Below are 11,508 nucleotides of genomic sequence, written 5' to 3'. Positions count from 1 at the left end.
AGTATTAAGCAAAGAAGGCCGTTCCTTGGAACGCTCACTAATGCAGGCTGCAACAGCGGCAATTCCCTAGATCATGACAACTCAGTAAGCATATCCGCCGGTAAAGGTACCAGAGGTATACAAGTCAATGCGGTTAATGTTAGAGAGAAAATAAGGAATATTCGTCTCTTGCGCTGCTAAAGTTCCAAACAGCAATCGAATAACATCCTCACCACTGCCGTTGATATCAGTAGCCAAAATTGCCGGCACCAATGTTCCGGAGGTAGCAATGTCCGGATTCGGGAAGGTATAACGGCTGGAGAACAGCTGAGTCCCCGGATTGTTGAAGGTTCTGGTGTAGTTAGGTCCAACCAGCGAGGAGAACGTTACACTAATTACATCGGAGTCTACATCGACACTTAACGCTTCGTTGTCTATTAGACTCTGGAACAGTTCGAGAACCGGACTGCCGTAGGCAGTATACGCTGCATTCGTGAGATTGTTGCGATTGCCTGTATAGTCAAAATAATCTGCATTGGCATTAATATCTGTAGAAGTTATTGTCCCTACAAAAGTGTTGTCTAAATACAGATCAATAGAGCTGGTAGGTGCTGCGAAGACCTCTTCCGGCACGAGTAAACTTGCCGCAGAGACCGACACCGTAAATAAGAGACCAAGAATCATGAGACCTAATCTTCTGCCGAATATGTGGGTGCGTGATAAACTAATCATCTTCCACTCCTCCTAGATTATATTTGTACAGACGGAAAATTCCGCTGCGCAGCCTCTTCTTGAATCACTATGGATATTTGCTATGTCAAATCTAATTATGTCTGATTATATCTATTTATATCTATATATAACGTAATATTTGTTACACTCTAGTAAATAATTTTCTAAATCAAACTAAAACATAATATAGGATTGTGCTCAACAGGTTTAAAAATGAATCCTGTTCAGGCAGAACCGTTAGTTCACTCTAGGCATAAGATAGGATATCAATGGCGAAGGTGGGCGAAATTCATGTCCAAGAATAAACGCGGCAAAGCGCTCTGGCGGATGCCGTCCCGCGGCAGAGGAACCTGCCCGATCTGTGGCAGCACGCGAATCAAGCTGCTCTATATCGGCAAAGGTGTTGCCGGCGAGAAGCTTGAAGTCTGCAAGAAATGCGAGGGCAAACAAGCAGGTTGAGAAGATTAAGCCGGGGAAAGTAATCTTCTCTCTGAATCCACAAGACAGGAAGAACAAAGGGGAGTGCCGGTGATGCGGCACTCCCCTTTGTTCTTCTAATTAATTCAATTCATGCTGCGGCACCCAATTGCGGACACCGTTATCTTCAAGAATTCCCAGAGTAACATCCGAGATGCGGCCAAATTCTATCACTGGCAGGGGAGGCATTGAATTAACCAGCTCTCTTCTGCTACATGCTCATTTCAATACAATCTGATGGTATGCTCCCCGCTTGCCGTATCCAGAATCACTTCCCGCTCATGCTTCCAGGTAGGACTGCTCAGCCCAAGCACCTTATCCGGATCCCGATCCTCACCGCGAATCATAAACCAGTAGTCCTGATTTTCCAGCTTATGCATGAATAATCCAAAATACCGGCTCCGGTAAAATTCAGCGAAATATTGGCTTTCCCCTAGTGTAGCGATCCGGTATTTCACAACCAGCAGCTCTTGATTCCGGGGGGATTGCAAATATTCATATTGCCAGCCCATAAACGACGAACAAAAGTATTTCACCCCGAACAGCAACAGGATTAAGGAAACCGTCAGGATCAGGAGCAGCTGTTTTTGGAGCAGAACCAGTGACACACTTAGCAGGATTACATGATAGAGGACAATATATCCCCCCGATGGGTGAAGCCGCGGTCCAGGCGAATAATCCAACAGCCCAAGTAGGACAAGTAGTACATCGGAAGAAAGTAAGATTCCAAGTAAAAGAAATGCTATTTTTTTGCGGGCAGTCAGCTTGGACAACATAAGGCCCTCCCTTTTCCAATCAGACATATGCCTAATGATATAAGCGGGAGCACATAGAATAAAGAGAAATTACCAGGTTTTTCTTTCCTGTTTTATTGTGAATCAGGCAGGTTTAATTGCCAGGTTAGTCATGCTTCACATACGGGTCTCCGGGAAACCCGGTTTGATCCACAGCCTGGAGATGTCCAGAAAACCAAAGGATCCCGTATGCAAGCCGAACAGACTCTGATTCAGCTGGGCTCTTTTGTTCATATGACAGCCATAGAGGACCCAACAATTCTCGCGCAGAATCGCTTCCGTCCGCTCCAGAAGTTCGCCTCTGCCTTCTGCAGGTTGTTCTGCAAAATGCTCCAGTTCCCGCTGTAATTGGTCCCGCTGACTGTCCTGAAGCAACGCGTGCAGATGGTTGGACTTGTTCACAAAGTAATTAATCATTCCCCACTGCCAATCATCTTCGAGCACCTCTTCCGCAAACAGGAAATCCGCCTGCTGCTTGACTTCCTCCATGTTGTATTCCTTGTAGGACATCAGGCAAATATGCAGGCCGATTTGCTCCGCACGCTGCTGCAGCCACCCAGCTTCTTCAAGCTCATCCTTTCTGGGAACATAAGCAAGCGTAATCTCTTCTCCGCTGTACCCGCTGGATTCCAGCAGCTTCGCCGCCTCTTCAAGCGAATGCTCTTTCCAGATAATGCGGCGGCTGTACCAAGGCAGGAAGCTGTCTGCCGGTGTAATCCGGTTACCGCCCAGTTCCTTGATCAGCGCAGATGGATCATAAAGAAGACGCATCGCCTGGCGAAAAAGCGGATTGTGCTGAATGCCCTCTTTGCGAAAATTCACGATAATATATCTGCAACCCAGTGCCGGGTAATCAATACTGTTGCCAGAGCAACCATCCGAATAAGAGCCTGAAACTGCAGCATCCGGTAGCTGGTATTGGCGTGCACCAGAGCCCTGATCCGGCAAATACCAGATCTCGACCCGGTCCAAGAGCGGACGAATGCTGTAGTAATCATCAAAGGCTGCAAGCACAAGCACATCTTCATTCAAATTCATCAGCCGGTAGGGACCTGTTCCAAGGGGTTCTTGGTCATTATCAGCATCAAAGGGCAGAATCGACATGTGAATAGAGCTTAAGAGATGAAGAAAAAAGAGATTGGGCGATGACAGCTTGAAGCGGATCCGGTGATCCCCCTCAAGCTCTACTTCTTCAATCCCCCGAAAATGCCATAATGCCGAACTGTCCAGCTCCACCAGCCGCTGCAGTGTACTTTTCACATCCCGCGAGGTCATCACTCTGCCGTGATGGAAACGAACACCTTTGCGCAAATAGAAGATATAACTGGTATGGTCCTCATTCGCTTCCCACATATGGGCCAGAGCCGGATGAAAGGAATCGCTGACGGCATCATATGTAACTAAAGTACTGCAGATTTGTCCGATCAGATAGGCTTCAAAAGCTGTGTACACAAAAGCGGGGTCAAGCTTCTCCATGCTGCGGTTGCGGGTAATCCGCAGGATATCAAGTCCTGTGGTCGATTCTGTCTCACTCTGATAGCCCATCTCTTTATTTAACAAGGTTAATAACCTTTCCTTTAACGGACCTTTGACCTCAGGCAGCCCAATTAACTCGATGGCCTGCTTTATTTCCCCGCTGCTAATCAGCTCCAAAAGGTAATTCTCCAATATCTCTTCCACAGTGCGTAAAAAAGTCATCACCGAGGTGTGGCCTCTCCCCCGTCCTGCCTGCCACTGAATGAACCCCTTCTCCTCGAGCTTGCGCAAAATAAATTTCACGTTGCGTGGCGTGCAGCACAGCACAGATGCCAGCAGCTCAATTGTCACCGGAATAGGCATATGAATATTAAAGGGATTATTAATCTCCGAGGCAACCCGTAAATAATGTGTGACGTTATTGTCCATGATCCATGCTCCTTTAAAGGTGAAACGGGGAACGCAAACCTTACACTTTCACTTCCCCCTTTTATCATTACAATTATACATAAAGCAGCTTCGATTAGCAGGTTTAAAAATTCAGCAACCAGAGTAGGAGATTCACATTATATGAAACAACATTTGCAGCACATCCATCCCTTAGCCTGGACCATTATTATCGGGACAATGTTTGGACGCCTGGTTACCTCCATGAGCATCCCCTTCTTATCCATCTACCTCACCCAGGTGCTTGGCGCTTCCGCGACACAGACTGGTTTTACGGTAGCTGTCAGCTCACTGGCTGGCGTCCTGGTCAGTTTCTATGGAGGTTATATCTCTGATGTTATCGGGCGTAAAATCGTAATGCTGGTCTCGGTCTTCGGCTGGGCCTGTGTATTCTTCGGCTTCTCTGCCGCCCAGCATTTATGGGTATTCTTCCTGGTTAATACGCTAAACGGCCTATGTCGTGCCGTATTTGAACCTACTTCTCGCGCCTTGCTGTCGGATATTACCCCACCGGACCATAAACTGCTCGTGTTCAATTTAAGATACGCCGCCGTCAATCTGGGTGTTGTTTTTGGTCCGATTATTGGCCTGCAGCTGGGCTCTGCAAAATCTACCTTCCCGTTTCTGATCGCCGGAATTGTGTATATCGCTTATGGGCTTGTGCTGTTTATGCAGTTCCGCATCCATCATTCCACTCTTCCGCAGCGTTCCGAAGTCCGTGCTCCGAAGCTGCGCGAAGCGCTGGCAACGACCACCCGGGATCGGGTATTCCTGCCCGTACTGCTGGGTACAATCTTCTGTGTGCTGGGATATGGGCATTTCAGCTCCACACTGGCCCAGTATTTAGCAATGAATGCCCATTTCACCAACGGAGGACAGGTATTCTCCTATATGCTGTCCCTAAATGCCATAACTGTACTGGTGGTCCAGTACCCGATTGTCCGCACGGCAAGCCGATTCTCACCGATTGTCCCTTTGATTCTCGGGAATCTTTGCGTAGCGCTGAGCCTGCTGCTGTTCGGAATTGCCGGTGGAGTAGCATTGCTGATGTTCAGTGTCGTATTGTTCACCATTGGCGAGGTACTGCTCTTTACGATGATGGACATGCTCATTGACCGGATTGCCAAACCGGAATGGAAAGGTACGTATTTCGGAACCATAGGCTTTAATAATCTCGGCAATGTAATGGCTCCTATTCTAGGTGGACTGTTGCTGGATCAATTCGGCGCCGCGAATGGACCGGCTGTCTTTGTGCCCTTGGCCTTAACCACCGCCTTGGGGCTGCCTTTCCTCATTACCGCCCACAAACGACTTAAGATCAGAGAAACGGGTGCTGGTGATGTAAACGTGTAGAAACCAAAAACCCGGATAAGCTTAGAAGCTTGTCCGGGTTTACTAATGGTGAACATTGCACACGCAGAGTGGAATTTGTTCGTTTAATCACACATTAAAGACATACTTTGAAAATAGCCCCCAGTAATCGTAATCATATTCTTGCGGATAGCTTATCAAATGTTTTGAACGATAAATCCAAGTTTTAAGCTCCTCTGTTTTTGCACCTTTTTCAACTTTGTCCAATAATGAAGTTAGATCAGCTATATCACTTTCTATCTCTGATGCAGCAATGTCACCTGTAAAAACGTAAAGACTACTTAGAAAAAAGGTTTTTTTCTGGCATTTATCATCATCAATAAAACTACATATCATGGGTATATTTTCAACATTATTAACCGCTAACTCCCAGTCTTGGCTTGGAATCTGCTCATCACTATATGCCCATATCTTAATTTCCTCTTGAGTCGGGTTCCACGCATGTTGAATATCTCTGAACAAAATCTCACCCCATTTAGTTGTAGTTTACATAATATTATTTATGTAATCTTACTCTTATAAACTTTCTTTCTGGTATCTAATGTCAGCCGGTTCAAGAGTTCCGTTCACGTAAGCATATCTTATCAACACATTTCCAATGAACATTCCGGGGGCAATCTGGATAGACAGTTCAGCCATAAGTACATGATTCTGAATGAAGTATCTGACAATGTTCCGTACAACCAGTTGATCAACCATATACCTGCATCACTTTCATTGATTGCTAAGCTTCATCATAGATACTTATGCTGCAAAGCAGTTACTTTCTCCTTAATGTACTCTCTAAGTAAGGGCGGCTCAAGAATTTCGGTATCGGTGAGCAGCGCCAGCGCCTTCAGACAGGCATTTTCATAGCTGTACATATTTACAGTCAACACAAGAAATCCCTCCTCTTCACCCCTGTGTATGACTTCAAGCCTGTTCACAAGTTCCTGCTTACCCTTTTCTATGCGAAGGACTACCGGATAGTGTTCTTCAGTCCTCCGGCTTTGTTTAAAGCTCTCCTCCCCGCTGCTCCAATACTTCTCCAAAGAAAACTCCGCCGGGATTCCATATACTTCTTCCAGTAATTGTACCGCTTCGAACCGCTCGCATTTAAAGGTGCGCATCCCCTCTGCCTCCTCGCAATAAGCGACCAGATACCAAGCCCCTTGTTTGACTACGAGGCCGTAGGGCAGCAATAACCGGGAAGAAATTTCGTTATTGACCTTTCGGTATTGAACGCTAATCTTTTGTGATTTCCACAGTGCAGCACGCAGAGTCTCCAGACACGGCACCGCATTCTGTTCCGTCCACCAAGGGGTATCATCGAAATAAAAGACATTTTGGGCTTTGCGGATATCCTCCTGATAAGCGGCTGGCAAGGACTTTTCCAGCTTTAATAACGCGTTCCTCAACTTGAGGCCCGATTCGCTGTTCCTTCCTGATTGAAAGCCCATTCCCGTTAAATAGAGCTGAACCATCTCGTCCCCGTGCAGCTGCCGCAGGTTGACCGTGTAGCCCTCCATTAACGAAATCCCGCCATTCGGTCCAGGTGCAGATATCATGGGAATTCCAGCCTCCGCCAGAACGTCTATGTCTCTATAAATGGATCGTACCGAGGTTTCTAGTGCGGCCGCCAAGTCACTTGCTTTCATTTTCCCCCTGGATTCTACCAGTAACAATATCCCAATCAAGCGATGCAATCGCATATATTCCCTCCTATCCTACCCACGAAATTAATAGGGTTTTGAAGCTTCTCGAATTCTTGCCACTCTGTTGTCAACAATAGCAGTGTACTATGAAATATATCAGAGAGAAGGAGCTGCTGCAAATGAATATTGGCATATTAGGAACAGGTTTCGGAGCATATCATGCCGCCATATTAAAGAAACTGGATAGCGTTGACCGGGTTGTCATCTTCGGGAGGAACGAAGACAAGCTGCATAAGCTGAAGGAAGAGCTTGGGGTTGAGATCACATCGTCTATAGAAGACATTATGCAAGATTCCGGACTGGATATTATTGATATCTGTCTACCTTCTCCACTACATAAGAAATACACTCTTGAGGCACTGAAAGCCGGCAAACATGTATTTTGTGAAACTCCGGTTGTGCTAAGCTTAGAAGATGCGACGGCAATGAGAGAGGCTGAGCTTCAATATGGGAAACGAATTCTCGTCAATCAGTTCATCAAATTTGATCCGGCCTATCAATATCTGTATGAATCCGCACGACTGGAGAAGTATGGCAAGCTGCTGCATGTGTCTGTCAAAAGAGAAACCCCACCACTTTGGGGGAATCTGGGGCTTGGCACCCTCCCTACAAATCTGATGATCCATGAGCTGGATTTCATCACCTGGCTGCTGGGTTCAACTGCTCCCTCCTCCGCATGGGGAACAAATGGCGGCAAGGAGGAACAAGCGCTGGTCCGTGTATCCTTTGAGGAATCCGGGGTCTCAGCGGAAGTTACCGTTTCTTCGCTTATGCCTGATTCTTACCCTTTTACAGTTGGATATGAGGCTTACTTTGAGCAGGCGAAGCTGGTCTTTCATGAAAGTGATGACATGCAGGGAAACATCGATACTGCATTGTATGAATACAGCAAGGCCGGCAAGCAAGAGATCGTTCTGGAGAAACAAGATCCATACAAGCAAAGTCTCCAGCATGCGATTCACTGTTTACAAGACTGCTCGGAGTCCGTCCTTTCGCTGAATCAAGCGCTCCAGTCCATGGAAATAGCGCTTAATCTGAAGCAGCGGTTAACCGGCTCTACAGACTAAGCACGAAATCAGTGAATTAATTTTTATGATCGGGGCTGTGCCCCGGTCTTTTTCCTGGGTTTAGTATGCAAGTTCGCTGTGTGTAAGGTTTGCTCTGGAGTATCAAGGGAATGGTGTAGTTAAGGGTTTTCTATTGTGAATTTTTCATATGTTGAAATATTATCTATAAATTCAAGTATCAGACTGGGCTAAATAAAAGAAACTGCGGCAGCCATGGACGAAATAAAGTCCTAGTCTGCCGCAGTTTTTTTGCGCTAACGAATCCCTTTAGCTTAATGACCTGTCTGAGATCGGAATAAAATGCTGCCAACGACACAAATTTCAAAATAGGTGGACTCCGCCTCTACCGGAAATTTTCTACACGCTCATGCAGAAAGGCGTCAAGCGTGCGTGGTTCTCTGCCAAGCAAGCACTTCACAGTGTCATTTGGACTTTCTGGCACCACCGTAGACATAGTTTGAATTTCCACAACGTGGTTCGCAAGCCAAGGAGGCATATGCCCGTGCTCGATAAGATTACGGAGTAATACTTGGGGTTCCATGTTGATGTAACTTATCGGCCGATTAAGCAGGGTGGATAGTTGACTCGCGATCTGGGGATAACTGAAAATCTCCGAACCAGTAAGCGTATATATTCGGCCTGTTACCTCGCGGTTGGTTAGAACTTCTGCGGCAACATCTGCGATATCGCGACAGTCAATAAAGTTACACGGTGAATCACCCATGGAGCCGAAAAATACATTTTGGGTTGTGATCGTTGGTGCAAGGCGCAATAAGTTTTGCATGAAAGCATAAGGGCGCAACACGGTGTGGGAAAGACCCGATTCACTCAGCGTTTTCTCGATTTCTTGATGCCAGCCCGCCACTGCGACTGGAGAGCTCTGCTCAAAGGCAGGGCTGGATATTTTTACGATGTGTTTGATTCCAGATTCGGCGGCAATCTGAATGATTGAAGTTTCCAATTCGATTTGTTTTGGACTGTTGGACATGGCAAGGAAGAGCTGGCTAGCACCTGTAAACGCGCGGCGCAGCGATTCGGGGTCAGAAGCATCCACCAATGCGACCTCGATAGTCGATCGGCCTTTTTCTCCGATCTGATCACGCAACTTCTCTGGCTCTCTGCTCAGCGCCCTGACAGGTACGCCAAGATCAACCAAACGTTCCAAAAGCGCACTGCCAATTGTACCTGTTGCTCCCATAATAACTATCATTTTTTTCTTCTCCTTTTGGATGAAAAATTAGTTGTGACGGCGAGACGCCACCGCCATGTCACTATCGTGCTTGCTATGAATCCAGACAACGGGAAATCGATCCAGACACGATCGGCCCAGGCCAAGTGATTGTTTGGAATCATAATTTCTAGTGAAACAGATGTCACCCATGCGGCGTATAGGCCAAACGAGGACCCGGCCAATGCGAACACTCCTACCACAACCAAGTGAGGTGCAGCGATAACCCATCGCATATGCCCCACCCGGCTGTGCAACAAAAGGCCAATCATCAAGGCCATCAAGGCCGATGCACCGCCGATTGTGGTCAATGCCCCTATTTGAAGTCCCCTATCGGCAGTAACCAATCCCCCGATACCTGCCATGATGGCAGGAGCAGCATAGGCCATTACAACTTCACGCCATAGTACAAAAGTCTTTTTCTTGGAACCAACAGCCTTGATACCGTAAACATCATCTGTCTGAGTCGGGTATTTCATCTGGTTCATTTAGTTGCTCCTTTCTTCTTTGAAATAGTTCAACGTTTGCTTTCAGTGAGATATAATTAGGTGCCTAACTATATAAGAGTGAAAATGGGCTAGTATCACTAGCCCATTCTACTCATTACTGATGTTTCCTTTTGGTTTCGAGCCTAGTTCACCCGTAAGTGCTGAGATCCCTTGTGTAACTCGGCCTAGCAAGTCGAGAAAAACGCTGCGCTCATCGATATTGAGTAAGCCCACCATTGCTTCCAGCCACGCGAAATGCTCAGGAGCCATTTCGCGGAGCTTCTTCGCTCCTTCTTCCGTCAAAATGACCGATCTCTGACGGCCATCGTCTGAGCTTAATCGCCGAGTTACTAGGCCATCCCGTTCAAGAATGTCGATAAGACCAGTCACTGTAGCACGTGTAACGCCTAGATGCTCCGCTAATTGCGAAGGCAACTCTTCTCCTTCGTTGTCTTCAAGATCTGCCAATAAACGATATCGTCCTGTTGATAAACCGAATCTAGAGAAATGAATCTCCGAGGCATGCCCAAGCTTGGCTCCCGCTGCCATTAGCCTAGACGCGACGAGTATAGCCTGTGCGTCTATGTCTAGGTTATAGCGGTCAATCTGACGCTTGGATTGTACAAGCGAGGGAATAGCGTCAATGTCATTTGTTATTTTATTATTGTTGTTCATATATGTAGTATGGTCCCTAATTACTTTTGTGTCAACACATTTTAATAACACATCAACCGTTAATCCAATACAACACTGTTTACAATATAACGATAAAATAGAAAAGAGCTGCTAAGACAAAACGGTATAGCGCAAACCATTCCAAGCGAAGTCGTTTAATCAGTTTGATAAACGTCACTACTGCAATCATTGCCACAATAAAGGATGTCGTAAAGCCAATTAACATTAGAAAAAAATCGTCAGAATTCAGCAAATCACGACTATCGTACAAATCCAACAAGCTTGCACCAAACATAACAGGCACGGAAATAAGGAACGTGAAATCTGCAGCGGCTTTTTGGCTAGTGCCAAGCAAAAGACCACCTGAAATCGTCGAACCTGATCTCGAAAATCCCGGCCACAAAGCCAAACACTGGAACAGGCCAATACCGAAAGCCTGTTTATAATTAATCCCATCAATCGTATCAGCGGTTTCAGTTCTCCTACTCCTTGCTGCAATGATCATCAACACTCCACCCACAACTAGACCGATCAAGACAGGGGTTGGGCCGAATAATTTGCTTTTTATTGTGTCCTTGAAGAGAAGATATAGGATTAATGCTGGTAACATAGCCAAAATCATATGAATGACATTTAATCCTTTACTTTTGGAAAAATCCATTCTAATCATATTAGCCCCAATCTTCAAATACCTCCTCCAATAAAGAATTAGAACTGCCATCACTGCACCCAACTGTATAACAATTTTAAATGTGATTGCCGCGTCTCCCTCAAAGCTAAGCAAATTGCCTGCTAAAATAAGATGTCCAGTAGACGATACCGGTAAAAATTCAGTTAAGCCCTCAATTATGCCGAGTATGATTGCTTTAATTACATCACTCATCAGTGGATAGCCCCCCTTTCGAAAATAAGCTCATATAACAATTTCCAGTATAAGGGGGAGCATATCTATATTCCCATCGCTTAACATAACAATATTCAATTTAGTATGACATAATTGTCACATTGCTCATATTCTCTATTGAATAAGTGATCATTAAACAAAGACGACTAGTTAACATAGTAATTATTATGTTAACT

General features: G+C 45.9%; 12 protein-coding genes. 3 read left to right on the top strand and 9 right to left on the bottom strand.

What is annotated here, in order from left to right; translation table 11 throughout:
- Positions 1-81 precede the first annotated feature (81 nt).
- Entirely contained in the window at positions 82-711 is a 630-nt protein-coding gene (locus tag NYE29_RS25690) for a hypothetical protein (protein WP_340897999.1), read from the bottom strand.
- A gap of 291 nt (positions 712-1,002) precedes the next feature.
- On the opposite strand from NYE29_RS25690, the gene NYE29_RS25685 reads away from it, so the two are divergent.
- The gene (locus NYE29_RS25685) at positions 1,003-1,170 is read left to right on the top strand and encodes a hypothetical protein (RefSeq protein ID WP_179091874.1); all 168 of its coding nucleotides are present in this window, start codon (positions 1,003-1,005) and stop codon (positions 1,168-1,170) included.
- 242 nt (positions 1,171-1,412) lie between these two features.
- Here the strand turns inward: NYE29_RS25685 and NYE29_RS25680 are convergent, their stop codons facing one another.
- Both NYE29_RS25680 and NYE29_RS25675 read right to left on the bottom strand, forming a co-directional pair.
- Complete coding sequence (locus NYE29_RS25680) at positions 1,413-1,961, bottom strand: hypothetical protein (RefSeq protein ID WP_340897998.1); 549 nt, start codon at positions 1,959-1,961, stop codon at positions 1,413-1,415.
- Positions 1,962-2,099: 138 nt separating this feature from the next.
- Positions 2,100-3,887, bottom strand: a complete 1,788-nt coding sequence (locus tag NYE29_RS25675; RefSeq protein WP_340897997.1) for an ABC transporter substrate-binding protein — start codon at positions 3,885-3,887, stop codon at positions 2,100-2,102.
- A gap of 141 nt (positions 3,888-4,028) precedes the next feature.
- Between NYE29_RS25675 and NYE29_RS25670 the strand changes: the two genes are divergently transcribed.
- Positions 4,029-5,258, top strand: coding sequence for an MDR family MFS transporter (locus NYE29_RS25670; protein ID WP_340897996.1), 1,230 nt, complete (start codon positions 4,029-4,031; stop codon positions 5,256-5,258).
- 87 nt (positions 5,259-5,345) lie between these two features.
- Here the strand turns inward: NYE29_RS25670 and NYE29_RS25665 are convergent, their stop codons facing one another.
- Entirely contained in the window at positions 5,346-5,738 is a 393-nt protein-coding gene (locus NYE29_RS25665; protein ID WP_340897995.1) for a hypothetical protein, read from the bottom strand.
- A gap of 272 nt (positions 5,739-6,010) precedes the next feature.
- Positions 6,011-6,967 carry a helix-turn-helix transcriptional regulator gene (locus tag NYE29_RS25660; protein WP_340897994.1) on the bottom strand — a complete coding sequence of 319 codons (957 nt, stop codon included), beginning with the start codon at positions 6,965-6,967 and terminating at the stop codon, positions 6,011-6,013.
- Positions 6,968-7,089: 122 nt separating this feature from the next.
- Between NYE29_RS25660 and NYE29_RS25655 the strand changes: the two genes are divergently transcribed.
- Complete coding sequence (locus NYE29_RS25655; RefSeq protein ID WP_340899804.1) at positions 7,090-8,037, top strand: Gfo/Idh/MocA family protein; 948 nt, start codon at positions 7,090-7,092, stop codon at positions 8,035-8,037.
- Positions 8,038-8,380: 343 nt separating this feature from the next.
- Here NYE29_RS25655 and NYE29_RS25650 read toward each other — a convergent pair whose 3' ends face one another.
- From NYE29_RS25650 to NYE29_RS25635, 4 genes are all read right to left on the bottom strand, one after another.
- Positions 8,381-9,247 carry an SDR family oxidoreductase gene (locus NYE29_RS25650; RefSeq protein ID WP_340897992.1) on the bottom strand — a complete coding sequence of 289 codons (867 nt, stop codon included), beginning with the start codon at positions 9,245-9,247 and terminating at the stop codon, positions 8,381-8,383.
- Positions 9,244-9,753: a hypothetical protein gene (locus tag NYE29_RS25645; RefSeq protein WP_340897990.1), complete on the bottom strand. Its 510-nt coding sequence runs from the start codon at positions 9,751-9,753 to the stop codon at positions 9,244-9,246. The genes NYE29_RS25650 and NYE29_RS25645 overlap by 4 nt, the downstream gene beginning before the upstream one ends.
- A gap of 108 nt (positions 9,754-9,861) precedes the next feature.
- Positions 9,862-10,428 carry a MarR family winged helix-turn-helix transcriptional regulator gene (locus NYE29_RS25640; protein ID WP_340897987.1) on the bottom strand — a complete coding sequence of 189 codons (567 nt, stop codon included), beginning with the start codon at positions 10,426-10,428 and terminating at the stop codon, positions 9,862-9,864.
- A 79-nt stretch (positions 10,429-10,507) separates the two neighbouring features.
- Positions 10,508-11,311 (bottom strand): undecaprenyl-diphosphate phosphatase, encoded by an 804-nt coding sequence (locus NYE29_RS25635; protein ID WP_076114104.1) that lies wholly within the window; start codon positions 11,309-11,311, stop codon positions 10,508-10,510.
- Positions 11,312-11,508: the final 197 nt, after the last annotated feature.

The sequence above is a fragment of the Paenibacillus sp. FSL M7-1046 genome, assembly GCF_038007405.1.
In the GTDB taxonomy this organism is placed as follows: Bacteria; Bacillota; Bacilli; order Paenibacillales; family Paenibacillaceae; genus Paenibacillus_AQ.
Note: the sequence above shows the minus strand (reverse complement) of the source record. Positions and strands in the feature narration are given on the sequence as shown.

Excerpts from the sequence above, each read along its gene's own strand:
- NYE29_RS25675 (WP_340897997.1), bottom strand. The coding sequence starts at position 3,887 with ATGGACAATAACGTCACACATTATTTACGGGTTGCCTCGGAGATTAAT.
- NYE29_RS25660 (WP_340897994.1), bottom strand. The coding sequence starts at position 6,967 with ATGCGATTGCATCGCTTGATTGGGATATTGTTACTGGTAGAATCCAGG.
- NYE29_RS25645 (WP_340897990.1), bottom strand. The coding sequence starts at position 9,753 with ATGAACCAGATGAAATACCCGACTCAGACAGATGATGTTTACGGTATC.
- NYE29_RS25685 (WP_179091874.1), top strand. The coding sequence starts at position 1,003 with ATGTCCAAGAATAAACGCGGCAAAGCGCTCTGGCGGATGCCGTCCCGC.
- NYE29_RS25635 (WP_076114104.1), bottom strand. The coding sequence starts at position 11,311 with ATGAGTGATGTAATTAAAGCAATCATACTCGGCATAATTGAGGGCTTA.
- NYE29_RS25640 (WP_340897987.1), bottom strand. The coding sequence starts at position 10,428 with ATGAACAACAATAATAAAATAACAAATGACATTGACGCTATTCCCTCG.
- NYE29_RS25690 (WP_340897999.1), bottom strand. The coding sequence starts at position 711 with ATGATTAGTTTATCACGCACCCACATATTCGGCAGAAGATTAGGTCTC.
- NYE29_RS25655 (WP_340899804.1), top strand. The coding sequence starts at position 7,090 with ATGAATATTGGCATATTAGGAACAGGTTTCGGAGCATATCATGCCGCC.
- NYE29_RS25670 (WP_340897996.1), top strand. The coding sequence starts at position 4,029 with ATGAAACAACATTTGCAGCACATCCATCCCTTAGCCTGGACCATTATT.
- NYE29_RS25650 (WP_340897992.1), bottom strand. The coding sequence starts at position 9,247 with ATGATAGTTATTATGGGAGCAACAGGTACAATTGGCAGTGCGCTTTTG.